Genomic DNA, 25,940 nt, shown 5'->3' with positions numbered 1-25,940 from the left:
TATCCTAGCACCGGCAGGCGCGCCAAGACCATCGGCACTGGCCGTCGCCGCTCAGGGAGAGGCATCATCGCCAGGTGACTGAACGACGGAGCGAATCGAGTGCAACCCACGCAAGAGAACGACCTGCAGGCACTGATGAGCCGTTTCGAGTTGCTGATCGACCGCGTCGAGCAACTAAAACGGCAAAATGCACTCCTAGTAGCTCAGGAAAAGTCCTGGCGCGAAGAGCGCGCCCACCTCATCGAAAAGAACGAGATCGCCAAGCGCAAGGTCGAGTCGATGATCATACGCCTCAAGGCTCTGGAGCAAGACTCATGAGTTCAAGCAATAGCGTCACCGTGCAGATTCTCGACAAGGAATACTCGATCATCTGCCCGCCGGAAGAGCGCAACAACCTGGTCAGCGCCGCGCGCTACCTGGACAGCAAAATGCGCGAGATCCGCAGCAGCGGCAAGGTGATCGGCGCCGACCGCATTGCAGTCATGGCCGCGTTGAACATTACCCACGAAATGCTCCATCGCCAGGAAGAACGCAGCGATGCGCCGGTCAGCAGCACCAACCGCGAACAGGTGCGCGACCTGCTGGATCGGGTAGACAAGGCTTTGTCCGACGACACGGATACCAAAATCGGCTGAGATTGGTATACTGGCGCCACTCCCTGGGGGATGCGCCAGTCGGTTATGTCCCTGAGCCGATACGCACAACCACGGGGGTTGCACGCTGGGGCCGGTGTGCATGTCCGCCCGACGGAAAGCCTTAACGCCCCCTGCAATCTCCACCTTGAACTTTCGGGTTCAAGGGCTACACCGATAGCGGTCTTATCGGGGAGCCTGAATTTCTTGCCCGCCCCTGTGGCGGGCATTTTCGTTTTGGCCGCCCTTCAAATGCGGCCACTACTTCCGGGATGCCCGTGCCATGACCGACACTGCACCGCTAACCCGCCCTCAGCTTCGCCGCCTGCTTCGCAATGCCCGCCGCGCCCTTACCCCTGCTCAGCAACGCCAGGCCACCCTTGGCCTGTACCGCCAGCTGGCGCAGCACCCGTTGTTCCGTCGCGCCCGGCACATTGCCCTGTACCTGCCCAATGACGGCGAAATCGACCCTTGCCTATTGCTGCGCGAAGCCCAGCGCCGCGGTAAGCGCACCTACCTGCCAGTGCTGCATGCCTGGCCGCGCACGCGCATGGTGTTCCAGCGTTTCGAGCAGGGTGAAAAGCTCAGGCCCAACCGCTTCCGTATTCCCGAGCCGGTGACCGAGCGCAAGCGCCAACGGCCGATCTGGGCGCTGGACCTGATCCTGCTACCGTTGGTCGGTTTTGACGAGATGGGTGGTCGCCTGGGAATGGGCGGAGGCTTCTATGACCGCAGCCTGGCCTACCAGGCGCGTCGGCAAACCTGGAAAAAACCGTTGCTGCTGGGGCTGGCACATGAATGTCAGAAGGTCGAGCGGCTGGCCCAGGCCAGTTGGGATGTACCGCTGCAGGGCACGGTCTCGGACCGGGGCTGGTACCTGGCGCCGCGTTGAGCGGCGCCAGCGGGGGCATCAACGTTGTGGCTGGCTGGCCTCGACCGGCATCTGATAGGCATTGTCCAGCTTGCGCTCCCAGAACCCTTGCGCATAACCGGTAGTGACCACACCCAGGCCAAAAATGAACACCAGGATCCACAGCAGATCCGGCTTTTTACGTTGATTCATCGAAGATTGCCCCCCAGGCAAACTGTTCAGTGCTCGGCGACTTTCTGGGTACCGCCGGAGCATCGCGCGTTAAACGGGGCGCATTTTCCGACAACCTGCGTCTGCAAGCAAACCTTGACGCCAACCGGCTGTCGGTTTCGTGCAACAGGTTATTTCAAACCTTTTCAGGAGCACGCTGCATGGCCTATTGGCTGATGAAATCCGAACCCGACGAGCTCTCCATCGAAGCCCTCGGCCGCCTGGGCGAAGCGCGCTGGGACGGCGTGCGCAACTATCAGGCGCGCAATTTCCTGCGCGCCATGAGCGTGGGTGACGAGTTCTTCTTCTACCACTCCAGCTGCCCGCAGCCCGGTATTGCCGGCATTGCCCGGATCACCCGCGCGGCCTACCCCGACCCGACCGCGCTGGACCCGCAGAGCCACTATTACGATGCCAAAGCCACGCCCGGGAAGAACCCGTGGAGTGCCGTGGATGTGGCCCATGTGCAAACCCTGCCGCGGGTGCTGGAACTGGGCTGGCTGAAGCAGCAGGCCGGCCTGGCCGACCTGCCGCTGGTTCAGAAAGGCAGCCGCCTGTCGGTGATGCCGGTAACTGAAGAACAGTGGGCGGCGATCATTGCGCTGGCCCACTGAGTCGGGCATGAGTGCTGCAGCGCGCTTGCGATCGAGCGCCGCGCGGGCGGCGCTCGATTTCACAGGCTCAAAATTTCTAAAGCCAAGCCAATCACTGCACGATCAGGTTGTTGAACAGCAAGTCTTCAACGATCGGCTTGCCCTCTTCCGCTTCCAGCACCTGCTGCACCTGCTTCAGGGCCTCTTGGCGCAGATGCTCCTTGGCCTCGACGTTGCTCATGCTGTCCACCGTCTGCTGGGTGAACAGTGCCACCAGCTGGTTGCGGATCAGCGGTTCGTGGTGCTGCACCGCCTTGGCCGCTTCGTCGCCGGTCACGCGCAGGGCCACGTCGGCCTTGTACACGCGCAGCCGCGGGCCGCCGTCGAGGGCGTAGTTGCCGACAAAGGGCGGGCTCAGGCTGATATAGGCAACCTTGGGCGCCCCTTCCTTGGCTTCCTCGGCCATGGCCGCAGCCGGTAGCAGCAGCGCCAGTACCATCAAGATCCACGCTTTCACGAATTCGCTCCTCAATACAGTTGGCGCCAGCTTACCCAGCATGCCATTCAAACCCAAGCCCGGCCTTGTGCTGCCACTTATGCCTGCACATCAGGGCGGGCCATGCTCGTTGACCCGCCAATCGGCCCTCCTACACTTATCGGCCACTACCCGCAAAGGAATAGCCCCGATGAAAGCTGTGTTGTGCAAAACCCTGGGCCCGGCGCGCAACCTGGTGCTGGAAGACGTGGCCAGCCCGGTGCCGAAGAAAAACGAGATCCTGCTGGACGTGCAGGCCGCCGGGGTCAATTTCCCCGACACCCTCATCATTGAAGGCAAGTACCAGTTCCAGCCACCGCTGCCGTTCTCTCCTGGTAGCGAAGCGGCAGGCGTGGTGGCTGCGGTGGGCGAAAAGGCCGGCGCCTTCAAGGTCGGCGACCGGGTCATGGCGCTCACCGGCTGGGGCGCCTTTGCCGAGCAGGTGGCAGTGCCGTTCTACAACGTGCTGCCCATTCCGGCGAGCATGGACTTCATCACCGCTGCAGCGTTCGGCATGACTTACGGCACCTCGATGCATGCCCTGCGCCAGCGTGGCCAGCTGCAAGCCGGCGAAACGCTGCTGGTACTGGGCGCGTCCGGCGGGGTCGGCCTGGCGGCAGTGGAAATCGGCAAGGCCATGGGCGCGCGGGTGATTGCCGCCGCCAGCAGTGCCGAGAAACTGGCCGTGGCCAAGGCGGCTGGGGCGGATGAGCTGATCGACTACAGCCAGGCCAGCCTGCGCGAAGAGATCAAACGCCTGACCGGTGGCCAGGGTGTGGACGTGATCTACGACCCGGTCGGTGGCGAGCTGTTCGAGCAAGCTGTGCGCGGGCTGGCGTGGAACGGCCGATTACTGGTGGTGGGGTTTGCCAGTGGCAGCATTCCACAGCTGGCAGCCAACCTGGTGTTGCTCAAGGGCGCTGCGGTGCTGGGGGTGTTCTGGGGGGCATTTGCCCAGCGTCAACCGGAGGACAATGCGGCCAACTTCAGGCAGCTGTTCGCCTGGCATGCCGAGGGCCAGTTGAAGCCGCTGGTGTCGCAGACTTATCCACTGGGCGAGGCTGGGGCTGCAATCGAGAAGCTTGGGCAGCGGCGGGCTGTGGGTAAGTTGGTGGTGCTGGCCCGTTGATCTTGGGGCTGCGGTGCAGCCCATCGCGACACAAGGCCGCTCCTACAGGGTTACGCGTTCCCATGTAGGAGCGGCCTTGTGTCGCGATGGGCCGCAAAGCGGCCCCAAAAAAATCAGACTTCGCGCAGGTTATGGCAACGCCGGAACCGCGCTTCGAGGTTGCGATCGGGCATTTGGTGGCTACGCAGGGCATTCAAGGTCTGCTCGACATAATCGCGCGTGCTGCCATAGCGCCCCTTGGCACTGGCCAGGATCTGGCTGAGCAAGGTGTCCGGCAGGTTGCCGGCATAACACGGTAAATGCCGCTCCAGTACAAAGCCCAGGGCCTGCACCTTGCTGCCATCGACCAACCGGCAATTGAGCCAGTGCGGCCGGTATGCCGGGTACGGCATCTCGCGTTGCCACAGGGCCATCAGCGAGTCGTCCAGGTTGCTTTCGTCCAGCCGGTAGGCAAAACCGCTGCAGGAGCCACCGCGGTCCAGGCCAAACACCAGCCCGGGGGTTTCCGGAGTGCCGCGATGTTCATGCGACCACAAGTACAAACCACGGTGATAACCATGTACCCGCGCGCGCTGGCGTTCTACCGAATTACATTCCGGGCGCCAGATCAACGAACCATAGGCAAACAGCCACACCGGGCCACCCTGATGCTGTGACATGGTCATTTGCATGGAGTTATACAGTTGCTCGCGGGTCAGTTGCTGACCGAAGTCGAGCGAAGGGGGATAAGTAACTTTCCAGGACGAACTTTCAAGTGTCGACATAAGCTGCCGCCATAATTCCCTGAGAACTACACTCGTAGCGCAAATATTTCAAGGCAGACGCAATGGCCTGCCTGTACAGGCCCTTTCGCGGGCAAGCCCGCTCCTACAAAGGGGGCATGACAGGTAAATTAAGGCAGACCGGTACGTTAGCTCAAGTATATGTCGAAATTTTCATCGGGCATTCCGACGATTGGGAATTATTATTTCGCCACGCGTGAAAGTTAGTGGCCAAGGCGGTAACCATTACCGCCTTATACCCACACTTGCAAACTTCGGTTATTAGCCGCGTGGTGCGTAGGCAAACACATCGGCACGCATGCGGTGCGCATCCATGCCGGCTTCGACCAAGGCGTCGAGGGTGGCGTAGACCATGTTTGGCGAGCCACTGGCATACACATGCACGGTGTTGAGGTTGGCAATATCTTCGCAAACGGCTTCATGCAGCATGCCGCAGCGGCCCTCCCAACCACACAGGTCACTGACCACCTGGTGCAGGAACAAGTTGGGCAGGCGCTGCCATTCGTCCCAGTGCTCGATCTGGTAGAAGTCCTCGGGCCGGCGCACGCCCCAGTACAGGTGTACCGGGTGCTTGAAGCCCTTGGCCCGGCAATGCTCGACCAGGCTGTGCATCTGGCCCATGCCGGTGCCGGCGGCAATCAGTACCAGCGGCCCATCGGGCAGCTCGGCCAGGTGAGTGTCGCCAAACGGCATTTCGATGCGCGCCAGGCCGTCGCGCTTGAGCTGGTCTATCAGCTGCACGGCACTGGGCTCACGCGCCAGCACATGCAATTCCAGCTCGCGCCCGGCATGCGGCGCGGAAGCCAGCGAAAAGGCCGCCTGCTTGCCGCCTTCACGCTCGATCATCAGGTATTGCCCGGCGTGGTAACGCAGCGGCTTGCCGGCTGGCGCTCGCAAACGTACCCGCCATACGTCGCCACCGACGTCGACGCACTCACTGACACTGCACGCCAGCTTGCGCACTGGCAGCTCGCCCAGGGCAAGCACACCGTCCCAGAGCAACACGCAGTCCTCCAGCGGTTCGGCAATACAGGTAAACAACTCGCCATGGTCGCGGACTTCGCCGTCCTGGCGTACCCGGCCTTCGACCAACAACGCGGCGCAGACATGGCAATTGCCATTGCGGCAGCTGTTCGGGCAGTCATAGCCCAGCCGCCGCGCTCCATCCAGGATCCGTTCCCCGGGTTCGAGCGCCAGCACCGCCCCGGACGGCTGCAACGTTACCTGCATCAATCTATTCCCAACTGATCCCACAGCTCATCGATACGGCGGGTGACGGCTTCGTCCTTGACGATGACCCGCCCCCATTCGCGTGTTGTCTCGCCCGGCCACTTGTGCGTGGCATCCAGGCCCATCTTCGACCCCAGCCCCGATACCGGCGACGCGAAGTCGAGGTAGTCGATCGGGGTGTTGTCGATCATCACCGTATCACGCTTGGGGTCCATGCGCGTGGTAATGGCCCAGATCACATCATTCCAGTCACGGGCGTTGATATCGTCATCGGTGACAATAACGAATTTGGTGTACATGAACTGTCGCAGGAACGACCACACACCCAGCATCACGCGCTTGGCATGGCCCGGGTACTGCTTCTTCATGGTCACCACCGCCATGCGGTACGAACAGCCTTCCGGCGGCAGGTAGAAATCGGTGATTTCCGGGAACTGCTTCTGCAGGATCGGCACGAACACTTCGTTCAGCGCCACCCCGAGAATGGCCGGCTCATCTGGCGGGCGGCCGGTGTAGGTGCTGTGGTAGATCGGTTTTTGCCGGTGGGTGATGCGCTCGACAGTGAACACCGGGAAGCTGTCCACCTCGTTGTAATAGCCGGTGTGGTCGCCATACGGGCCTTCCGGGGCCATTTCGCCCGGGTGGATCACACCTTCCAGAATGATTTCGGCCGTGGCCGGCACCTGCAGGTTGCTGCCACGGCACTTGACCAGCTCGGTGCGGTTGCCACGCAGCAAGCCGGCAAAGGCGTACTCGGAGAGGGTGTCCGGTACCGGGGTCACCGCACCGAGGATGGTCGCCGGGTCGGCGCCCAGGGCCACGGCGACCGGGAACGGCTGGCCGGGGTTCTTTTCGCACCACTCGCGATAGTCGAGGGCGCCGCCACGGTGGCTGAGCCAGCGCATGATGACCTTGTTGCGGCCGATCACCTGCTGGCGATAGATACCCAGGTTCTGGCGCTCCTTGTTCGGGCCGCGGGTCACGGTCAGTCCCCAGGTGATCAGTGGTGCCACGTCGCCGGGCCAGCAATGCTGGATCGGCAGCGCGCCGAGGTCGACATCGTCACCCTCCACTACCACTTCCTGGCACACCGCATCCTTGACCACCTTAGGCGCCATCGACACGACCTTCTTGAAGATCGGCAGCTTTGACCAGGCATCCTTCAGGCCCTTCGGCGGCTCGGGTTCCTTGAGAAACGCCAGCAGCTTGCCGATTTCGCGCAATTCATCGACCGACTCGGCGCCCATGCCCATGGCCACGCGCTCCGGGGTGCCGAACAGGTTGCCTAGCACCGGGATGTCGAAGCCGGTGGGCTTTTCGAACAGCAATGCCGGGCCCTTGGCACGCAGGGTGCGGTCGCACACCTCGGTCATTTCCAGGACGGGGGAGATCGGAACCTGGATGCGCTTGAGCTCGCCGCGCTGTTCCAGGCCACGGATGAAGTCGCGCAAGTCGCGATACTGCATGCAGGAGCCTCGTGTTGGCCGTATCGGTCGGGGGTGCAGAGTGTAGCGCCGTTCAGTGCCCAATGGCCAAAAATGACTTGGGGCCGCTTCGCGCCCCATCGCCGGCAAGCCAGCTCCCACAGGTTCTGCACAAGCCTCTAAAGCTGTGCAGTACCTGTGGGAGCTGGCTTGCCGGCGATGGGCTGCGAAGCGGCCCCAATCAATCCCGGTTTGAAACGCTTACTTGCGCTTCATCGACAGGAAGAACTCGTCGTTGGTCTTGGTCTGCTTGAGCTTGTCGACCAGGAACTCGATGGCGGCGATTTCGTCCATCGGGTGCAGCAGCTTGCGCAGGATCCACATGCGCTGCAGTTCGTCGTCAGCGGTCAGCAGCTCTTCGCGGCGGGTGCCGGAGCGGTTGATGTTGATGGCCGGGAACACGCGCTTTTCAGCGATGCGGCGGTCCAGCGGCAGCTCCATGTTGCCGGTACCCTTGAACTCTTCGTAGATCACTTCGTCCATCTTCGAGCCGGTTTCGACCAGCGCGGTGGCGATGATGGTCAGCGAACCGCCTTCCTCGATGTTACGCGCAGCACCGAAGAAGCGCTTTGGCTTCTCCAGAGCGTGGGCGTCGACACCACCGGTCAGCACCTTGCCGGAGCTCGGGATGACGGTGTTATAGGCACGCGCCAGACGGGTGATGGAGTCCAGCAGGATAACCACGTCCTTCTTGTGCTCGACCAGGCGCTTGGCCTTCTCGATCACCATTTCAGCAACCTGCACGTGGCGGGTTGGCGGCTCGTCGAAGGTAGAGGCAACCACTTCGCCGCGCACGGTGCGCTGCATTTCGGTTACTTCTTCCGGGCGCTCGTCGATCAGCAGGACGATCAGGTGGCACTCGGGGTTGTTACGGGTGATGTTCGCCGCGATGTTCTGCAGCATGATCGTCTTACCGGCTTTCGGCGGGGCAACGATCAGGCCGCGCTGGCCTTTGCCGATCGGGGCGCACAGGTCGATGACGCGACCGGTCAAGTCCTCGGTGGAGCCGTTACCGGCTTCCATCTTCAGGCGCTTGTTCGGGAACAGCGGCGTCAGGTTTTCGAACAGGATCTTGTTCTTCGCGTTTTCCGGGCGGTCGAAGTTGATGGTGTCGACCTTCAGCAGCGCGAAGTAACGCTCCCCTTCCTTCGGTGGGCGGATCTTGCCGACGATGGTGTCGCCGGTGCGCAGGTTGAAACGGCGAATCTGGCTGGGCGAGACGTAGATATCGTCAGGGCCGGCCAGGTAGGACGCATCAGCGGAACGCAGGAAACCGAAACCATCCTGGAGAATCTCCAGCACGCCGTCACCGGAGATCTCTTCGCCGCTTTTCGCGTGCTTTTTCAGCAGGGCGAAAATTACGTCCTGTTTGCGCGAACGGGCCATGTTTTCGATGCCCATCTGTTCGGCCATTTCCAAAAGATCGGTAATCGGCTTTTGCTTGAGTTCAGTCAGGTTCATAAGGGGAGTGACGTAATCATGTAAGAAGGGAGAATTAAGCTTTGGCTTAATGAAGCCGCGCCGCTAGATGGCGACAGGATCGCGTACTGATTCGAATTAGGGATGCTTCGGCGACGGCATGTAGAGGGCACTGGAAAAGCAGTGCGAGGCCGAATGTAACACTTGCTTTTTTCGACGTCTAGTGGTTTTGACCGGGTAAATTCTGCCCTGTGGGAGCGGGTTTACCCGCGAAGGCGGCAGCAGCTTCGGCATCGAATTCGCGGGTAAACCCGCTTTCACAGGCCCTACGGGCAAAAAAAAGCCCCGCATTTGCGGGGCTTTCGCATTACAGGTGGGCGTCGAGGAACGCAGCCAGCTGCGATTTCGACAGGGCGCCAACCTTGGTGGCTTCGACGTTGCCGTTCTTGAACAGCATCAAGGTCGGAATGCCACGTACGCCGTGCTTGGCCGGGGTTTCCTGGTTTTCGTCGATGTTCAGCTTGGCGACGGTCAGTTTGCCCTCGTAGGTAGAAGCGATGTCGTCCAGAACTGGCGCGATCATCTTGCACGGACCGCACCATTCAGCCCAGTAGTCGACCAGTACCGCGCCTTCGGCCTTCAGGACTTCGGCTTCGAAGGTAGCGTCGGTGACGTGTTTGATCAGATCGCTGCTCATGGAAATCTCCAGGGTCGTAAGCAAAAAAACGTGGCCCATGATAGCCGCACCCACGCCCGACAGGAAGCCGCGGACGATTGAGTGTAACTATAGTTGTGCAAGACGCCGCGAATCGAAACTGTCACACAAGTGTCATAGCATCGAATGGCACATTGCCTTGCATCAACGCCTGGTGTGTCACGCGTTGGCGACAGCCTGCTATCGTGGCACGATTGCCGGGTTAACGACCGAGAACAACCAGATCATGCCGCATACCATCGCGAAGAACCTGTCACTGATCGCAGCCATCGACCTTGGCTCCAACAGTTTTCACATGGTCGTGGCCAAGGCCCACCATACCGAAATCCGCATCCTCGAGCGGCTCGGCGAGAAGGTTCAGCTAGCCGCCGGCATCGACGAAGACCGCAAACTCAGTGAAGAGGCGATGGAACGGGGCCTGGATTGCCTCAAGCGCTTTTCCCAACTGATCAACGGCATGCCATCAGGCGCCGTGCGTATCGTCGGTACCAACGCCCTGCGCGAAGCGCGCAACCGCAACGCATTCATTCAGCGCGCCGAGGCCATTCTCGGCCACCCGGTGGAGGTCATCTCCGGCCGTGAAGAGGCGCGCCTGATCTACCTGGGCGTATCCCACACCCTGGCCGACACCCCTGGCAAACGCCTGGTCGCCGACATCGGCGGTGGCAGTACCGAATTCATCATTGGCCAGCGCTTCGAGCCGCTGCTGCGTGAGAGCCTGCAAATGGGCTGCGTCAGCTTCACCCAGCGTTATTTCCGCGACGGCAAGATCACCCCGGCACGCTATGCCCAGGCCTATACCGCCGCGCGCCTGGAATTGATGAGCATCGAGAACGCCCTGCACCGCCTGACCTGGGACGAGGCCATTGGCTCGTCTGGCACCATTCGCGCCATCGGCGCTGCGATCAAGGCAGGCGGCCTGGGCAATGGCGAGGTCAACGCCGAAGGCCTGGCCTGGGTCAAACGCAAGATGTTCAAGCTGGGCGAGGTCGACAAGATCGACTTCGACGGGGTCAAGCCAGACCGACGCACCATCTTCCCGGCCGGCATGGCGATTCTCGAAGCCATCTTCGATGCCCTGGAACTGCAGCGCATGGACCACTGCGACGGCGCCCTGCGAGAAGGCGTGCTGTTCGACCTGCTCGGTCGCCATCACCACGAAGACGTGCGCGAACGCACCCTGAACTCGCTGATGGAGCGCTATCACGTCGACCATGGCCAGGCAGCGCGTGTCGAGCGCAAGGCCCTGCATGCCTTCGACCAAGTCGCCGACGCCTGGCAGCTCAACAGCGGGAACTGGCGCGATCTGCTGGGCTGGGCGGCGAAAGTGCACGAAATCGGCCTGGATATCGCCCATTACCACTACCACAAGCACGGTGCCTACCTGATCGAGCACTCCGACCTGTCGGGCTTCTCTCGCGAGGACCAGCAGATGATGGCCCTGCTGGTACGCGGCCACCGTCGCAACATCCCCAAGGACAAGTTCGCAGAACTGGGTGAAGAAGGCGTGAAGCTGCTGCGCCTGTGCGTACTGCTGCGCTTCGCCATCCTGTTCCACCACATCCGTGGCAATCAGCAGATGCCGAAGGTGGCGCTCAAGGCCGCCGATGACAGCCTTGATGTAGCCTTCCCTGAAGGTTGGCTGGAGCAGAACCAGCTGACCCAGGCCGACTTCGCCAACGAGGCGGAGTGGCTGGCCCGGGTCGGCTTCGTCCTCAGCGTACGTTGAGGACCGGGTTGCTCAGGCGCTCCAGCAGGGTCGCCTGGGCACTGCGCGGGTTCTGGTTGCCGGTTGGGGTGCTGCGCACGTAGCGCCCGTCTGGCTGCAAGGTCCAGGCGTGGGTGTTGTCGGTCAGGTAGCCTTCCAGCTCCTTCTTCACCCGCAGCAACAGCTTTTTGCCTTCCACCGGGAAGCAGGTCTCGACACGCTTGTCGAGGTTGCGCTCCATCCAGTCGGCACTGGAGAGGTAGATCTGCTCTTCGCCGCCATTGAGGAAGTAGAACACCCGCGTGTGCTCAAGGAAGCGGCCGATGATCGAGCGCACCTGGATGTTGTGCGAAACCCCCGGAATGCCTGGGCGCAGGCAGCACATGCCGCGCACCACCAGGTCGATCTTCACGCCCGACTGGCTGGCCTTGTACAGCGCCTTGATAACCTTGGCGTCGGTCAGCGAGTTGAACTTGGCAATGATGTGCGCTGGCTTGCCTTCAAGGGCAAACTGGGTTTCCCGCGCGATCATGTCTAGCATGCCCTTCTTCAGGGTAAACGGCGCGTGCAGCAGCTTCTTCATGCGCAGGGTCTTGCCCATGCCGATCAGCTGGCTGAACAGCTTGCCGACGTCCTCGGTGAGGGCATCGTCAGAGGTCAGCAGGCTGTAGTCGGTGTACAGGCGGGCGTTGCCGGCGTGGTAGTTGCCGGTACCCAGGTGCGCATAACGCACGATTTCGCCCTGCTCGCGGCGCAGGATCAGCATCATCTTGGCGTGGGTCTTGAAACCGACCACGCCGTAGATCACCACCGCACCGGCCGCTTGCAGGCGGCTGGCCATCTGCAGGTTGGATTCTTCGTCGAAGCGCGCACGCAGCTCGATCACCGCGGTGACCTCCTTGCCGTTACGCGCCGCGTCCACCAGGGCGTCGACGATTTCCGAGTTGGCCCCGGAACGGTACAGGGTCTGGCGCACGGCGAGCACATGCGGGTCCTTGGCGGCCTGGCGCAGCAAGTCTACAACCGGGGTGAAGGACTCGAACGGGTGCATCAGCAGGATGTCCTGCTTGCTGATCACGCTGAAGATGTTGTCGGCGTTTACCAAAAGCTTGGGGATGGCCGGGGTGAACGGCGTGTACTGCAGCTCGGGGTGGCTGTCCAGGCTGGTGATGCTGAACAGGCGGGTGAGGTTGACCGGGCCATTGACCTGGTAAAGCTCGCTTTCGCTGAGGCTGAACTGCTTGAGCAGGTAGTCCGACAGGTGTTTGGGGCAGGTGTCGGCGACTTCCAGGCGCACGGCATCGCCGTAGCGGCGCGAGAACAGCTCGCCACGCAGGGCGCGGGCAAGGTCGTCGACCTCTTCGGAGTCCAGCGCCAGGTCGGCGTTACGGGTCAGCCGGAACTGGTAGCAGCCCTTGACCTTCATGCCCTGGAACAGGTCGTCGGCGTGCGCGTGGATCATCGACGACAGGAACACGTAATTGGCGCCCGGGCCACCCACCTCTTCCGGCACGCGGATCACCCGCGGCAGCAGGCGCGGGGCCGGGATGATCGCCAGGCCCGAATCACGGCCGAAGGCGTCGACACCTTCAAGCTCGACGATGAAGTTCAGGCTCTTGTTCACCAGCAACGGGAACGGGTGAGTCGGGTCGAGGCCGATCGGGGTGATGATCGGGGCGATTTCGTCGCGGAAGTAACGGCGTACCCAGGTTTTGAGCTTGGGCGTCCAGTAACGGCGGCGAATAAAGCGGATCTGGTGCTTTTCCAGTTCTGGCAGCAAGACGTCGTTGAGGATCGCGTACTGGCGCTCTACCTCGAAGTGCACCAGCTCGCTGATGCGCGCCAGCGCCTGGTGCGGCTGCAGGCCATCGGCACCGGCCTGTTCGCGTGCAAAATTGATCTGCTTCTTCAGGCCCGCGACACGGATTTCAAAGAACTCGTCGAGGTTGCTGGAGAAGATCAGCAGGAACTTGAGGCGTTCCAGCAAGGGGTAGCTCTCGTCCAGTGCCTGTTCCAGCACACGGATGTTGAACTGCAACTGCGAAAGTTCGCGATGAATGTACAGGCTGCTGTCGTCCAGGCCAGGGACGGCAATTGCCGGGGCCGGTGCCGCTGCTGGCGCCGGGACCGCAGGCTCGGCCACCTGCTCCGCTTCTGGCTCGGGAGCCGGCGGCAGGTCTGGCGGCGTCTGCACCATCTCTTCTGGAAGCTCCTGAGCATCCTTGATCGCGACAGGGCTAAGCACTTCATTATTCATCTGGCGTTCCTGAGGACGTTAACGCCCTATCATCAATTGAGCGGCAAGATAAGCGCCCATTATGACGCCTGTGTTACACACCAGGGCAAGCCATGGCGCGAGGGCTCTGGCATTGTCGACGCAGAATTGTTCACGTCGAGACACATTTGGACACTTTCACGAACGCGCGTGAAGGGGTAGGCTGCGCGTTCATTTCGCCAGCACCTCAGAAAATGCTTCAACAATTCCTGCAGGATTTCGGCTACTTCGCCCTTTTTCTTGGCACCTTCTTTGAAGGCGAGACCATTCTGGTGCTTGCAGGGTTTCTTGCATTCCGCGGTTACATGGATATCAAGCTGGTGTGCCTGGTGGCGTTCTTCGGCAGCTACGCCGGCGACCAGCTGTGGTACTTCATGGGCCGTCGCCATGGGCGCAGGATTCTGGCGCGCAAACCGCGCTGGCAGGCAATGGGTGACCGGGCGCTGGACCACATCCGCCGCCACCCCGACATCTGGGTGCTGAGTTTCCGCTTTGTCTATGGCCTGCGTACAGTCATGCCGGTGGCGATTGGCCTGTCGGGCTACCCGCCACGCCGTTACCTGCTGCTGAACGGCATTGGTGCAGCGATATGGGCCATTGCCCTGGGTGCGGCCGCCTATCACTTCGGCGCCATCCTCGAAGGCCTGCTGGGCAACGTGAAGCGCTACGAGCTTTGGGTACTCGGCGGCCTGTTGGCGCTGGGCGCCCTACTGTGGCTGCGCCGGCGCTTTCGCACCCTGCGCGCGGAGCGCAAGGCTGCAAGCCAGGCCCAGGCCGATGAGGCCGAGCGGGCTGTAAGCCACAAGCAGGAACCACCCCAGCGGCGGGACCACCGCTAGGCCCTGGGTGCCCGGCTAGGGGTATCAGGTGGAGCTTATATCGAGCGCCGCCCGCGCGGCGCTTCGCGGCACAAGGCCGCTCCCACATCGGTTTCGGGCCAGTCACTTCTGTAAGCCCACCGCTGCCCACCTTGTTTGCTCCATTCGATACCGAGGGCACACGATCAGTCCATACCGGCGGGAACCCCTATCGTCGACATCTGCCAAACTAGAGAGCATTTAGCGCCTCGACACTGGAGTAGTGAACATGACAAAAAAAGTAGCGGTGATTCTTTCCGGCTGTGGCGTGTATGACGGCGCCGAAATCCACGAAAGCGTGATCACCCTGCTGCGCCTCGACCAGCGCGGTGCGCAGGTGCAGTGCTTCGCGCCAGACATTGCGCAGATGCATGTAATCAACCACCTGACTGGCGAAGAAATGCCCGAATCGCGCAATGTGCTGGTGGAATCGGCGCGCATTGCCCGCGGCGAGGTCAAGGACATCCGCGAGGCCAAGGCCGAAGACTTCGATGCGCTGATCGTGCCGGGTGGCTTCGGGGCAGCGAAGAACCTGTCCAACTTTGCCGTGGAAGGCGCCAACTGCAGCGTCAACCCCGACGTGCTGGCCTTGGCCGAAGCCTTTGCCGGCGCCTGCAAGCCGGTTGGCCTGATCTGCATTTCGCCGGCACTGGCGGCGAAGATCTACGGGCCGGGGGTGGTGTGCACCATTGGTAGCGACGCTGGCACTGCGGCGGCGGTGGTGAAGATGGGCGGCACTCACGAAGAATGCGATGTGCACGACATCGTCGAAGATACCCAGCGCAAGCTGGTGACCACCCCGGCTTACATGGAGGCCAAGTCGATCAGCGAGGCGGCTGGCGGCATCTACAAGCTGGTGGACCGGGTGCTGGAGCTGACGCACGAGTAAGCCCTGCAAACGCGCCTGTGTAGGAGCGGCCTTGTGTCGCGATCGGGCCGTGAAGCGGCCTCGGCAATTTATGCGGCTAAGCTTAAATGCTGGGGCCGCGCTGCGGCCCGATCGCGACACAAGGCCGCTCCTACAGGATCCCTCAAGGCTTCGAGAGTCGCGAAATGATCCGGTCCAGCGCATTGGCAAATGCCTGCTTGTCGCGCTCACCATAGCTCGCCTGCCCGCCGCCCACCTGGCCCTGCTCGCGCAGTTCGGTGAACAGGTTGCGCGCCGCCAGCCTGTCGCCCATGTTGCGCTCGTCAAACTCGCGCCCGCGCGGGTCCAGCGCCGCCACGCCCTTCTTCACCAGGCGGTCAGCCAGTGGCACGTCACTGCAGATCACCAGCTCGCCCGGCACGGCATGCTCGACCAGGTAATCGTCGGCCGCATCCATGCCGCTGGGCACCACGATCAGCCGCACGATGGCGAACGCCGGCTTGGCCACGGCCTGCCCTGCCACCATCACCACCTCGAACTTGCGCTTGAGGGCGAACTTGACGATCAGATCCTTGGCCGCCTTGGGGCAGGCGTCGGCATCGATCCATACACGCATCGGGAAATCTCTACATGAACTCAATGCGACCATCATGCCTCAAGCGCAGCAAAAGCTGGAGCAGGCGCGCTGACGCTGGGAAAATGGCGCCAATATTTCAATTGGCGCTTATCCGCCACCGTCACTCAGGCTAAACTCGCCACAGCTCCGCTGGCCTGCCCGAGTGCGCAATGAACCACCCCCACGAAATCCGCCCAGACCTGGACGAAGGCATCGACCGCAAAGTCCTGGCGACATTGCGTGCGCGCTTCCTGCATCTGAACCAGGGCCGGCTGCAACGGGCGATGGAAGGCCTGTCGACACGCCAGCAACAGGTACTGACGCTGCTGCCGCTGCTGTTCCATGTAAACCACCCGCTGTTACCGGGCTATGTTTCTGGCAGCACGCCCGCAGGTGTATCGGGCTACGAGCCAGATGCCGAACGGGTGGCAGAGGCCCAACGCCTGGCCCGTTCGTTCACTTACAAGGCCCAGCGTGGCAACCCGCCACGCCCGATCCACGGCTTGTTCCTGATGGGCAGCCTGGGTTCGCTGGCCCAAGCCGAGCACAGCGACATGGACGTATGGGTATGCCATGCGCCAGGCTTGCCCGAGCCGCAGCTGGATGAACTGCGCCGCAAGTGCCAGCTGCTGGAAGCCTGGGCAGCCAGCCTGGGCGCCGAGGCGCACTTCTTTCTCATCGACACGCAAGGCTTTGCCCAAGGCCAGCGCGACGGCCAGCTGGGCTCCGACGATTGCGGCACCACCCAGCATTACCTGCTGCTCGACGAGTTCTACCGCACCACCCTGTGGCTGGCCGGTCGCACGCCGCTATGGTGGCTGGTGCCGGTCTACGAAGAACACAATTACCACACCTATACCCAAACCCTGCTGGCCAAGCGTTTTATCCGCAGCCAGGACGCCCTCGACCTCGGCAACCTGGCGCATATTCCGCCCGGCGAGTTCGTCGGCGCAGGCCTGTGGCAACTGTTCAAAGGCATCGACTCACCCTACAAGTCACTGCTCAAACTGCTACTGACCGAGACCTACGCCAGCGAACACCCCGCCGTACGCTGCCTGAGCCTGGACTACAAGCAGGCGGTGTTTGCCAACCAGCTCGACCTCGACGAGCTGGACCCGTATGTGATGGTCTACCGGCGCATCGAGCATTACCTGTTGCAACGTGGCGAGACCGTTCGCCTGGAGCGGGTACGGCGCAGCCTGTACTTGAAGGTGAACAAGAAGCTCAGCGACCAAGGCCGTAGCAATGGCTGGCAACGCCGGCTACTGCAGCGCCTGGCAGACGAATGGGGCTGGGACGAACGCCAGCTGGCCGTGCTGGACAGCCGCAGCCAATGGAAAGTGCAGCAGGTTGCCGTCGAACGTCGCGAGCTGGTGGCCGAACTGAACCACAGCTACCGCTTTCTCAGCCAGTTCGCCCGCACCCAAAACGCCAGCAGCCGCGCCGACCAACGCGACCTCAACGTGCTGGGCCGGCGCCTGTATGCGGCCTTCGAGCGCCGCGCCGGCAAGGTCGAAGTGATCAACCCCGGCATCGCCCCAGACCTCGCCGAAGGCACCCTGACCCTGGCCCAGGTCCCCAACCGTAAGGAGCCGGGCAGCTACCACTGGGAGCTGTACAGCGGCAACCTGAGTACGCACGAAGTCGAGCACTTGAGCCCGATAAAACGCTGTCGCGAGCTGCTCGAGCTGCTGGCCTGGGCCCACCGCAACGGGGTGATCGACAGCAGCTCGCGCCTGGCGCTGCACCCGGGTGTCAGTGACCTTGGCGAGTTCGAGCTGTTCAACCTGCTGGGCTGCCTGCAGCAAAGCATCCCCCTGCCCTTGCCGACGGTCAGCGAAGTACGCCTGCTGCAGCCCAGCGTTGCCGATGAGGTACTGCTGCTGGTCAACGTCGCCATCGACCCGCTGCGCCACCATCGCGGCCTGAACATCCTGATGACCACCGAGCGCACCGACTCGCTGAGTTACGCCGGCGTGCGCGAGAACCTGGTGCTGACCCTGGACCAGGTGACCCTCAACAGCTGGAACGAGGTGCTGGTCCAGCGCTATGACGGCGAACACGCGCTGGTGCGCTGCCTGCGCGACTTCCTCAACAGCCCGGTGTTGCATGGCCACCGGCCGCGGGTGCGGGTACGCTGCTTCTGCCAGAGCCGCGCCCAGGCCATCGGCCAACGCGTGGAAGAGATCTTCGACACCGTGCAGTTGCTGCTGGACCAAGGCCTGCACCACCGCTACCTGCTACAGGTGGCTGAGCACACCCATGTGCTGGAACTGTTGCCCGGGCACGTCAGCCTGACCACCCTGGCCGAACATGGGGCACTGTTGACCTACCTGGGCGAAGAGCGCAGCGCCTACAGCCCGTTGTACCTGGATACTCACGCCCTGCACGACCATGACCTGCGCCTGGTGCTGGAGCAAGGCAGGCCGGCCTGCATCCAGGTGTTCTACCGTTTGCAGGGCGGCTGGGCCGAGCTGTACGTGCTGGATGAACACAACGCCTTGTGGCAGCAACGCCTACCGTTGCATGACGAAGCGCACCTGCTGCTGCCGCTGCAGCGCTTTTTACGCTCGGTGGTGATGCGCCGCGATGCCCGCCTGCCGCTGGAGAACCTTGGGCAGGCGTTTCTGGATATCCAGTACGCACAGCTACTGCCTAGCGGCCCGGGCAAAGCGCGCAGCATCGAGCCGCGCCTGGCGCCGCTGGAGGGCAGTGACCAGCCTTACTATGAAGTGCAGGCCATTATCCAGGCCGGTGTGGCCGGTGCCGCGCATGTGACGCTGTACTGCGACCAGCAGGAGTTTTCCGAGCTGGAGCATGGGGCGCAGCTGTATGCGGTGGTGGCCCGGCAGATTATCGCGCAGCGTCGTGGGGCCGAGCATTACCGGTGCTACATCACCGACCTGGACTTGTCCGAATTGCTGGATGACCGGCTGGGGGCAACGCAGGTTTACCTGAGCTACAAGCGGGTGCTGGAGCAGGCGTTGAATGAGGGGTTGGAGCAGGTATTGGCGGAGGGATCCTGAATTGCCGGGGGTGCTTTGCACCCCTTTCGCGACACAAGGCCGCTCCTACAGGGGTACGCGATCCCCTGTAGGAGCGGCCTTGTGCCGCGATGGGCCGCAAAGCGGCCCCAAAATCTCACAGGTCGAAATCGCCCGCCGCTTCCGGCTGGTACTCGACTTCCAGCAGCTTCAGCTTGAGGGTCTTGCCCCCCGGTGCCGGCCAGTCGATCTGTTCACCCACCGACAACCCCAGCAAGGCGCAGCCAATCGGTGCCAGGATCGAGACCTTGCCCTCTGCCCCGGCATCCTTCGGGTACACCAGAGTCAGATGGTAGTCCTTGCCGCCGGCTTCCTCACGGCAGTGCACACGCGAGTTCATGGTCACCACGCCCGCGGGCACTTCCTCATGACCGACCACCTGCTCGGCGCGGTCCAGCTCGTCCTGCAAGGCGAGCACACCCGGCGTACTCTCGTCGAGGCTGTCGATAAGACGCTCCAGACGCTGTACGTCCAATCGGGTGAGGATGAGGGAAGGCTTGGTGCTCATGATCCAGTCAGACTCCTTTGAACAGGCAATTTTCAGTGCGCAGATAAAGCAAAACCCCGCCCAAGGGCGGGGTTTGAGATGGCTTTGGCGTCACCGACGCAGAACCCGACACTACCACAGCCGGGTAAATACTCAAGCCCCTGCGCTCAGTGTGCCTTAGCCTGCTCGCGCAAAACCTGGGCCTCGCGGCAGATCTGCCGGCGCCGTTCATCATCGGCCGAACGCCATTCACGGATGTGCTCGACATGCCGGTGGCAACCGGTGCACACACGCTGCTCGTCAAGCCGGCAGATGCTGATGCAGGGCGACGGCACGGCGGGGCTGACATTGCTGTACAGCGGCTTGGGCGGCCGGGGCTGGGCGTTGCTCATGTCAGATCTCGTCGAAGTCCAGCTTCTCGCCGGCCCGCTCCCAGACGATGCGTTCGAGCATTTCGCCCAGCAGCTCTTCGCTCTTTTCGCAGACCCACTTTTTGCTCTCTTCGTCGTAGTCGAAGTGGAAACCACCGGACTTGTCAGCCAGCCACAGTTGGCGCAGCGGCTCCTGACGGCTGAAGATCAGCTGGGCGCCGCCTTCGAACTTGACGGTGAGGACGCCAGCGGAATTCTCCATATCCAGGTCCAGGCCGCTCTCGTCGAACAGGTCTTCCAGGGCCTGTTGGGTCGCGTCGACCAGATCATGGAAACGCGCTTCACTCAAACTCATTGCAGGAACCTCGAAATTGGCTGCGTTACAGGCAAGCCCGGCAAGATACGGGCGCAAAGCGCCAGCCGCAAGCTGCTAGCTACAAGCCGCAAGAAAAAGCCCAGCCTACACCCGATAGCTTTTTCTTGCCGCTTGAAGCTTGAAGCTTGCCGCTTCTGCTGCCCCGCCCGACGGACCGGCCCTTGCATAGGCAAGCCGCCGGTCGCTCGGTATACTCGGGCGCAATACTGCATTTTCTAAGGATTTCACCCATGAAGCGCCTGATTTCCTCCTTCGCGGCGCTGGTCGCTGTTGCCTGCCTCGTTTCGGCCTGCGGCCAGAAAGGCCCGCTGTATCTGCCTGAAGACGGCGATAACGGCAAAGCGCACAAGGCACACCAGCACCAGCCAAAAGCCAAGCCGGCCCCGGTACAAGAGCAGCAGCCAGAGCCGCAGGCCGAGCCTGAGCAGTCGCCAGCGCAGTAAAGGAAACCAGATGAACGCTTTCAACTACCGCGACGGTGAGCTGTTCGCGGAAGGCGTGGCCCTGTCGGCCATCGCCGAACGCCACGGCACCCCTACCTACGTGTATTCGCGCGCCCACATCGAGGCCCAGTACCGCAGCTATACCGACGCCCTGCAAGGCGCCGACCACCTGGTGTGCTTCGCGGTCAAGGCCAACTCCAACCTTGGCGTGCTGAACGTGCTGGCACGCCTGGGTGCCGGTTTCGACATCGTCTCCGGTGGCGAGCTGGAACGCGTGCTGGCCGCTGGTGGCCGCGCCGACCGCGTGGTGTTCTCCGGCGTGGGTAAAACCCGTGAAGACATGCGCCGCGCCCTGGAAGTGGGTGTGCACTGCTTCAACGTCGAATCCACCGACGAACTGGAGCGCCTGCAAGGGGTGGCCGCCGAGATGGGCAAGGTTGCCCCGGTGTCGCTGCGGGTCAACCCGGACGTAGACGCCGGTACCCACCCGTACATCTCCACCGGCCTTAAAGAGAACAAGTTCGGCATCGCCATTGCCGACGCCGAGGCCATCTACGTGCGCGCCGCGCAGCTGCCGAACCTTGAAGTGGTCGGTGTCGACTGCCATATCGGCTCACAGCTGACCACCATCGATCCGTTCCTCGACGCCCTCGACCGCCTGCTGGTGCTGGTCGACCGCCTGGCCGAGTGCGGCATCCATCTGCGCCACCTGGACCTGGGCGGCGGTGTCGGCGTGCGCTACCGTGACGAACAGCCGCCGCGGGTGGCCGACTACATCAAGGCCATTCGCGAGCGCGTCGGCGACCGCGACCTGGCCCTGGTATTCGAGCCTGGCCGCTACATCGTGGCCAACGCTGGGGTGCTGCTGACCCGCGTGGAATACCTCAAGCACACCGAACACAAGGACTTCGCCATCATCGATGCGGCGATGAACGACCTCATCCGCCCGGCCCTGTACCAGGCCTGGATGGGTGTCAGTGCAGTCAAGCCACGTGCAGGCGAAGGCCGTGCCTATGACCTGGTCGGCCCGATCTGCGAGACCGGCGACTTCCTCGGCAAGGACCGCGTACTCAACCTGGCCGAAGGCGACCTGCTGGCCGTAGAGTCTGCGGGCGCCTATGGTTTTGTCATGAGCTCCAACTACAACACCCGTGGCCGTTGCGCTGAAATCCTGGTCGACGGCGACCAGGCGTTCGAAGTACGCCGCCGCGAGACCGTCGCCGAACTGTTCGCTGGCGAAAGCCTGCTGCCGGAGTAAGCCCATGCTGCTGCGTTTTACCAAGATGCATGGGCTGGGCAACGATTTCATGGTCCTCGACCTGGTCAGCCAGCACGCGCACATCCAGCCCAAGCACGCCAAGCAATGGGGTGACCGCCACACCGGCATCGGCTTCGACCAGTTGCTGATCGTCGAGGCGCCGAACAACCCGGAAGTGGACTTCCGCTACCGCATCTTCAACGCCGACGGCTCCGAAGTGGAGCAGTGTGGCAATGGTGCGCGCTGCTTCGCCCGCTTCGTGCTGGACAAACGCCTGACCGCGAAAAAGCGCATCCGCGTGGAAACCAAGAGCGGCATCATCGTGCTGGACGTGCAGAACGACGGCCAGGTGAGTGTCGACATGGGCCCGCCGCGCTTCATCCCAGCCGAAATCCCCTTCGTCGCCGACGCGCAGGCGCTGAACTACCCACTGGAAGTCGACGGCCAGCTGCACTCGATTGCCGCCGTGTCCATGGGTAACCCGCATGCCGTGCTGCGTGTCGACGACGTGCATACTGCCCCCGTGCATGAGCTGGGCCCGAAGATCGAAAACCACCCACGCTTCCCGCAGCGGGTGAATGCCGGCTTCCTCCAGGTTATCGACCGCCACCGCGCCAACCTGCGCGTGTGGGAACGCGGCGCGGGTGAAACCCAGGCCTGCGGCACCGGCGCCTGCGCCGCTGCGGTGGCGGCGATCAGCCAGGGCTGGATGGACTCCCCGGTGTCCCTCGACCTGCCTGGTGGCCGCCTGCACATCGAATGGGCCGGCCCCGGCAAGCCCGTGGTGATGACTGGCCCGGCCGTACGCGTCTACGAAGGACAGGTTCGTCTCTAAGCGAGTAACCGTCATGACCGATCAGCCCAAGGTTGTACCCCAGCAGTCCGCCGAGCTCGATGCCGAGGCGGTGGTCGCCTACCTGCGCGACCACCCCACCTTCTTCGCCGAGCACGATGAGTTGCTGATCGAACAGCGCATTCCGCACCAGCGAGGCGACAGCGTGTCGCTGGTAGAGCGACAGCTCAAGCTGCTGCGCGACCGCAACATCGAAATGCGCCATCGCCTGTCACAGCTGATGGACGTAGCCCGCGACAACGACCGGCTGTTCGACAAGACCCGCCGGCTGATCCTCGACCTGCTCGATGCCGGCAGCCTGGAAGAAGTGGTCATGGCGGTCGAAGACAGCCTGCGCCAGGAGTTCCAGGTGCCTTTCGTCAGCCTGATCCTGTTCGGCGAAAACGTCGCGCCGGTCGGGCGGTGGGTCAGCAACGCCGAGGCGCAACAAGCCATTGGAGCCCTGTTGGGCGGCGGCAAGACAGTCAGCGGCAACCTGCGCGAGCACGAACTGGCGTTCCTGTTCGGTGAAGAGCAGCGTCGCGAAGTGGGCTCCAGCGCGGTTGCCGCGCTTGAGTACCAAGGGCTGCACGGCGTGCTGGCAATCGGCAGCCGCGACCCGCAGCACTACAAGAGCAGCGTCGGCACGCTGTTCCTCGGCTATATCGCCGAAGTACTCGGCCGCGTTGTGCCTCGCGTTACCCAGACCCTGCGTTCGGTACGCTGATGGAACGCCAGCTGGAAGCTTATTGCGCACACCTGCGCAATGAGCGCCAGGTGTCGGAGCACACCTTGCTGGGCTACCGTCGCGACCTGGCCAAGGTCATCGCCTACTGCAAGGAACACGGCATTGCCGACTGGCAGGCGCTGCAGATCCAGCAACTGCGCCAGTTGATCGCCCGCCTGCATCACCATGGCCAGTCCTCGCGCAGCCTGGCCCGGCTGCTGTCGGCTGTACGCGGCCTGTACCGCTACCTCAACCGCGAGGGCCTGTGCCAGCACGACCCGGCCACCGGCTTGAGCGCCCCCAAGGGTGAACGCCGGCTACCCAAGGTGCTGGATACCGACCGTGCCCTGCAGTTGCTCGATGGCGGCGTCGATGATGATTTCATTGCCCGCCGCGACCAAGCCATGCTCGAACTGTTCTATTCGTCTGGCCTGCGCCTGTCCGAACTGACCAACCTCGACCTCGATCACCTCGACCTCACCGCCGGCCTGGTGCAGGTGCTGGGCAAGGGCGGCAAGGCCCGCGTGCTGCCCGTTGGCCGCAAGGCCCGCGAGGCGCTGCAGGAATGGTACCGCCTGCGCGGCATCGGCAACCCGCGCGACCGCGCCGTGTTCATCACCCGCCAGGGCAACCGCATCAGCCCGCGGGCCGTGCAACAACGGGTGAAAGCGGTCGGCGAGCGCGAGTTGGGCCAGCACCTGCACCCGCACATGCTTCGCCATTCCTTCGCCAGCCATGTGCTGGAATCGTCCCAGGACCTGCGCGCGGTACAGGAAATGCTCGGCCATGCCGACATCAGCACCACGCAAATCTACACCCACTTGGACTTCCAACACCTGGCCGCGGTGTACGACAGCGCCCACCCCCGGGCCAAACGCAGCAAAGGCACAGACTCATGAGCATCAAGCTGATCACCTTCGACCTCGACGACACCCTGTGGGACACCGCGCCGGTCATCGCCAGCGCAGAAGTCGTGCTGCGCGACTGGCTCGAAGCCAACGCCCCGATCCTTGGCGGCGTGCCGGTGGAACACCTGTTCGCCATCCGGGAGCGCCTGGTGCAGGCCGAGCCTGGCCTGAAGCACCGCATCAGCACCCTGCGCCGGCGTGTGCTGTTCCATGCCCTGGAAGAAGCCGGCTACAGCGAGAAACACGCGCAGGACCTGGCCAACGAAGGCTTCGAGGTGTTCCTGCATGCCCGCCATCAGGTGGAGATCTTCCCCGAGGTACAGCCGGTGCTGGAGATTCTGCGCCACCGCTACACCCTGGGCGTGGTCACCAACGGCAATGCCGACGTAAGCCGGCTGGGGCTGGCGGATTACTTCCGCTTTGCCTTGTGTGCCGAAGACCTCGGTATCGGCAAGCCGGACCCGGCGCCATTCCTGGAGGCCTTGCGGCGTGGTGAGGTGGACGCCGGTGCGGCGGTGCACATTGGTGATCACCCGGGTGATGACATTGCCGGTGCCCAGCGTGCAGGGCTGCGGGCGGTGTGGTTCAACCCGCAGGGCAAGGCCTGGGCGGGCGAGCGGGCGCCGGATGCCGAGATCCAGCGGCTGTCGCAGTTGCCCGACGTGCTCGCGCGCTGGCGCTGACAAGAGGCTGGCTTAATATTCTTGGTGGTGCGTAGATCGAGCGCCGGGCGGGCGGCGCTCGATCTCACTGGCAATGAAAATCTCTCGCCGAACAGCCACAAAAAAGCCCGCAGCGACGGCGGGCTTTTTACGATCAACCACTCAGATAGGGCGGCTGCCGTACTTGTTATCCGGCTTCTTGGGCGGGTCGGCGACCACGTTGGCCTCGACTTCCTGCACCTTGCCACCGCGCGAAAGGAATTCTTCCATCGCCTTGGCCAGGGCATCACGCTCTTTCTGCTTGGCTTCCATGCTTGGCATCTCGTCTACCGAGACTGCCGCCTTGGATTTGCCCTTGGCAGTGGGTGCAGGGCTGCTGTCATCATCGCCAGCATCTTCGGCGACATCGTCAGCAGCCGCTTCGAGGCCTTCATCAGCCTCGTCTTCGTCGCCTACTTCGAGGTCATCATTTTCCAGATCGTCGTCGCTCATGTTCTACCTCATGACTTGCGAAAAGCAGGTTAGTTATAGACCAGTGCAGCCGTAGACCGGCAGCCACCAGTGAAAATTCAACTGGCCGTGGGTTAGGCCACTGCCCTTGGGTCGGCGCTCCTGATGGGAGGCGGCACCCAGCAGGCCCTGCTCCTGGCAGGACCTGACAAATCCATTAACCCCTGCTGGCCACACGCTATTGGCAAGCCTAGCAAAGGCTGGTGAAGTGTGCGGACTACTCGTAAACACCCTTCGGCGCGCATTCTAGCGCGCCCGTAGAAAAAGCAAAGCTCCATAAATGCCTTACGACTTGTAAGTTTTCTACCTACGTCGCGAACGTGCCGGATAAACCGTTTGCCGAGCGGGAAATGTTAAAAATCTGGCAAAAAAATGCCCGGCAAGCCGGGCAAGTTTTT

The 25,940-nt window shown here is 62.7% G+C and carries 28 protein-coding genes and 1 other RNA gene; 16 read left to right on the top strand and 13 right to left on the bottom strand.

What is annotated here, in order from left to right:
* Window positions 1-135 precede the first annotated feature (135 nt).
* From ACI2KG_RS26080 to ACI2KG_RS26065, 4 genes are all read left to right on the top strand, one after another.
* The gene (locus tag ACI2KG_RS26080; protein ID WP_201201241.1) at window positions 136-318 is read left to right on the top strand and encodes a TIGR02449 family protein; all 183 of its coding nucleotides are present in this window, start codon (window positions 136-138) and stop codon (window positions 316-318) included.
* Window positions 315-635, top strand: coding sequence for a cell division protein ZapA (locus ACI2KG_RS26075; RefSeq protein WP_201201159.1), 321 nt, complete (start codon window positions 315-317; stop codon window positions 633-635). The genes ACI2KG_RS26080 and ACI2KG_RS26075 overlap by 4 nt, the downstream gene beginning before the upstream one ends.
* 17 nt (window positions 636-652) lie before the next feature.
* A non-coding RNA gene (gene ssrS, locus ACI2KG_RS26070) (6S RNA) lies at window positions 653-832 on the top strand.
* Between the two features lie 83 nt (window positions 833-915).
* The gene (locus tag ACI2KG_RS26065; protein WP_110743596.1) at window positions 916-1,524 is read left to right on the top strand and encodes a 5-formyltetrahydrofolate cyclo-ligase; all 609 of its coding nucleotides are present in this window, start codon (window positions 916-918) and stop codon (window positions 1,522-1,524) included.
* 18 nt (window positions 1,525-1,542) lie between these two features.
* On the opposite strand, the gene ACI2KG_RS26060 is transcribed toward ACI2KG_RS26065, so the two are convergent.
* Entirely contained in the window at window positions 1,543-1,695 is a 153-nt protein-coding gene (locus ACI2KG_RS26060) for a hypothetical protein (protein ID WP_201201154.1), read from the bottom strand.
* 179 nt (window positions 1,696-1,874) lie between these two features.
* Between ACI2KG_RS26060 and ACI2KG_RS26055 the strand changes: the two genes are divergently transcribed.
* On the top strand, window positions 1,875-2,327 hold the full coding sequence (locus tag ACI2KG_RS26055; protein WP_404663834.1) for an EVE domain-containing protein: 453 nt from the start codon (window positions 1,875-1,877) through the stop codon (window positions 2,325-2,327).
* Between the two features lie 91 nt (window positions 2,328-2,418).
* Here the strand turns inward: ACI2KG_RS26055 and ACI2KG_RS26050 are convergent, their stop codons facing one another.
* A complete protein-coding gene (locus ACI2KG_RS26050) occupies window positions 2,419-2,823 on the bottom strand; it encodes a flagellar basal body-associated protein FliL (protein ID WP_016712618.1) in 405 nt (134 codons plus the stop codon).
* A 169-nt stretch (window positions 2,824-2,992) separates the two neighbouring features.
* Between ACI2KG_RS26050 and ACI2KG_RS26045 the strand changes: the two genes are divergently transcribed.
* Complete coding sequence (locus tag ACI2KG_RS26045; RefSeq protein ID WP_404663833.1) at window positions 2,993-3,970, top strand: NADPH:quinone oxidoreductase family protein; 978 nt, start codon at window positions 2,993-2,995, stop codon at window positions 3,968-3,970.
* A 113-nt stretch (window positions 3,971-4,083) separates the two neighbouring features.
* Here the strand turns inward: ACI2KG_RS26045 and ACI2KG_RS26040 are convergent, their stop codons facing one another.
* From ACI2KG_RS26040 to trxA, 5 genes are all read right to left on the bottom strand, one after another.
* Entirely contained in the window at window positions 4,084-4,734 is a 651-nt protein-coding gene (locus tag ACI2KG_RS26040; protein WP_201201141.1) for a gamma-glutamylcyclotransferase, read from the bottom strand.
* Between the two features lie 279 nt (window positions 4,735-5,013).
* Complete coding sequence (locus ACI2KG_RS26035; protein WP_404663832.1) at window positions 5,014-5,982, bottom strand: CDP-6-deoxy-delta-3,4-glucoseen reductase; 969 nt, start codon at window positions 5,980-5,982, stop codon at window positions 5,014-5,016.
* Complete coding sequence (gene ubiD / locus ACI2KG_RS26030; RefSeq protein ID WP_404663831.1) at window positions 5,982-7,448, bottom strand: 4-hydroxy-3-polyprenylbenzoate decarboxylase; 1,467 nt, start codon at window positions 7,446-7,448, stop codon at window positions 5,982-5,984. Before ubiD ends, ACI2KG_RS26035 begins: the two co-directional genes overlap by 1 nt.
* Before the next feature lie 219 nt (window positions 7,449-7,667).
* Window positions 7,668-8,927 (bottom strand): transcription termination factor Rho, encoded by a 1,260-nt coding sequence (gene rho, locus ACI2KG_RS26025; RefSeq protein ID WP_003253661.1) that lies wholly within the window; start codon window positions 8,925-8,927, stop codon window positions 7,668-7,670.
* A 325-nt stretch (window positions 8,928-9,252) separates the two neighbouring features.
* Window positions 9,253-9,582 (bottom strand): thioredoxin TrxA, encoded by a 330-nt coding sequence (gene trxA / locus ACI2KG_RS26020; protein ID WP_201201135.1) that lies wholly within the window; start codon window positions 9,580-9,582, stop codon window positions 9,253-9,255.
* A 244-nt stretch (window positions 9,583-9,826) separates the two neighbouring features.
* Here trxA and ppx point away from each other — a divergent pair, with 244 nt between their 5' ends.
* Window positions 9,827-11,329, top strand: coding sequence for an exopolyphosphatase (ppx, locus tag ACI2KG_RS26015; protein ID WP_400612708.1), 1,503 nt, complete (start codon window positions 9,827-9,829; stop codon window positions 11,327-11,329).
* Here ppx and ppk1 read toward each other — a convergent pair.
* Window positions 11,316-13,565: a polyphosphate kinase 1 gene (ppk1, locus tag ACI2KG_RS26010; RefSeq protein ID WP_400612711.1), complete on the bottom strand. Its 2,250-nt coding sequence runs from the start codon at window positions 13,563-13,565 to the stop codon at window positions 11,316-11,318. The genes ppx and ppk1 overlap by 14 nt on opposite strands.
* A gap of 212 nt (window positions 13,566-13,777) precedes the next feature.
* Between ppk1 and ACI2KG_RS26005 the strand changes: the two genes are divergently transcribed.
* A complete protein-coding gene (locus tag ACI2KG_RS26005) occupies window positions 13,778-14,422 on the top strand; it encodes a DedA family protein (protein ID WP_404663830.1) in 645 nt (214 codons plus the stop codon).
* Window positions 14,423-14,669: 247 nt separating this feature from the next.
* Window positions 14,670-15,329: an isoprenoid biosynthesis glyoxalase ElbB gene (elbB, locus tag ACI2KG_RS26000; protein ID WP_404663829.1), complete on the top strand. Its 660-nt coding sequence runs from the start codon at window positions 14,670-14,672 to the stop codon at window positions 15,327-15,329.
* A gap of 142 nt (window positions 15,330-15,471) precedes the next feature.
* Here the strand turns inward: elbB and ACI2KG_RS25995 are convergent, their stop codons facing one another.
* Window positions 15,472-15,924: a YaiI/YqxD family protein gene (locus tag ACI2KG_RS25995; protein ID WP_404663828.1), complete on the bottom strand. Its 453-nt coding sequence runs from the start codon at window positions 15,922-15,924 to the stop codon at window positions 15,472-15,474.
* Between the two features lie 170 nt (window positions 15,925-16,094).
* Between ACI2KG_RS25995 and ACI2KG_RS25990 the strand changes: the two genes are divergently transcribed.
* Entirely contained in the window at window positions 16,095-18,950 is a 2,856-nt protein-coding gene (locus tag ACI2KG_RS25990; protein WP_404663827.1) for a class I adenylate cyclase, read from the top strand.
* 115 nt (window positions 18,951-19,065) lie between these two features.
* Here ACI2KG_RS25990 and rnk read toward each other — a convergent pair whose 3' ends face one another.
* From rnk to cyaY, 3 genes are all read right to left on the bottom strand, one after another.
* Window positions 19,066-19,476: a nucleoside diphosphate kinase regulator gene (gene rnk, locus ACI2KG_RS25985; RefSeq protein ID WP_400612724.1), complete on the bottom strand. Its 411-nt coding sequence runs from the start codon at window positions 19,474-19,476 to the stop codon at window positions 19,066-19,068.
* A 146-nt stretch (window positions 19,477-19,622) separates the two neighbouring features.
* The gene (locus ACI2KG_RS25980) at window positions 19,623-19,847 is read right to left on the bottom strand and encodes a DUF1289 domain-containing protein (protein ID WP_201207501.1); all 225 of its coding nucleotides are present in this window, start codon (window positions 19,845-19,847) and stop codon (window positions 19,623-19,625) included.
* A gap of 1 nt (window position 19,848) precedes the next feature.
* Entirely contained in the window at window positions 19,849-20,181 is a 333-nt protein-coding gene (gene cyaY, locus ACI2KG_RS25975) for an iron donor protein CyaY (RefSeq protein ID WP_201207500.1), read from the bottom strand.
* A 251-nt stretch (window positions 20,182-20,432) separates the two neighbouring features.
* Between cyaY and ACI2KG_RS25970 the strand changes: the two genes are divergently transcribed.
* The 6 genes from ACI2KG_RS25970 to ACI2KG_RS25945 are packed head-to-tail and all read left to right on the top strand — an operon-like array spanning window position 20,433 to window position 25,053.
* A complete protein-coding gene (locus tag ACI2KG_RS25970) occupies window positions 20,433-20,645 on the top strand; it encodes a lipoprotein (RefSeq protein ID WP_201207499.1) in 213 nt (70 codons plus the stop codon).
* Window positions 20,646-20,655: 10 nt separating this feature from the next.
* The gene (gene lysA / locus ACI2KG_RS25965) at window positions 20,656-21,903 is read left to right on the top strand and encodes a diaminopimelate decarboxylase (RefSeq protein ID WP_404663826.1); all 1,248 of its coding nucleotides are present in this window, start codon (window positions 20,656-20,658) and stop codon (window positions 21,901-21,903) included.
* 4 nt (window positions 21,904-21,907) lie between these two features.
* Window positions 21,908-22,738, top strand: a complete 831-nt coding sequence (gene dapF / locus ACI2KG_RS25960) for a diaminopimelate epimerase (protein ID WP_400612733.1) — start codon at window positions 21,908-21,910, stop codon at window positions 22,736-22,738.
* A 13-nt stretch (window positions 22,739-22,751) separates the two neighbouring features.
* Entirely contained in the window at window positions 22,752-23,462 is a 711-nt protein-coding gene (locus tag ACI2KG_RS25955) for a DUF484 family protein (protein WP_404663825.1), read from the top strand.
* A complete protein-coding gene (xerC, locus tag ACI2KG_RS25950; protein WP_400612738.1) occupies window positions 23,462-24,361 on the top strand; it encodes a tyrosine recombinase XerC in 900 nt (299 codons plus the stop codon). Before ACI2KG_RS25955 ends, xerC begins: the two co-directional genes overlap by 1 nt.
* A complete protein-coding gene (locus ACI2KG_RS25945) occupies window positions 24,358-25,053 on the top strand; it encodes an HAD family hydrolase (RefSeq protein ID WP_404663824.1) in 696 nt (231 codons plus the stop codon). Before xerC ends, ACI2KG_RS25945 begins: the two co-directional genes overlap by 4 nt.
* 141 nt (window positions 25,054-25,194) lie before the next feature.
* On the opposite strand, the gene sutA is transcribed toward ACI2KG_RS25945, so the two are convergent.
* Window positions 25,195-25,524 (bottom strand): transcriptional regulator SutA, encoded by a 330-nt coding sequence (gene sutA / locus ACI2KG_RS25940; RefSeq protein WP_060507631.1) that lies wholly within the window; start codon window positions 25,522-25,524, stop codon window positions 25,195-25,197.
* Between the last annotated feature and the right edge of the window lie 416 nt (window positions 25,525-25,940).

The organism is Pseudomonas sp. NPDC089407, from assembly GCF_044900445.1.
In the GTDB taxonomy this organism is placed as follows: Bacteria; Pseudomonadota; Gammaproteobacteria; order Pseudomonadales; family Pseudomonadaceae; genus Aquipseudomonas.
Note: the sequence above shows the minus strand (reverse complement) of the source record. Positions and strands in the feature narration are given on the sequence as shown.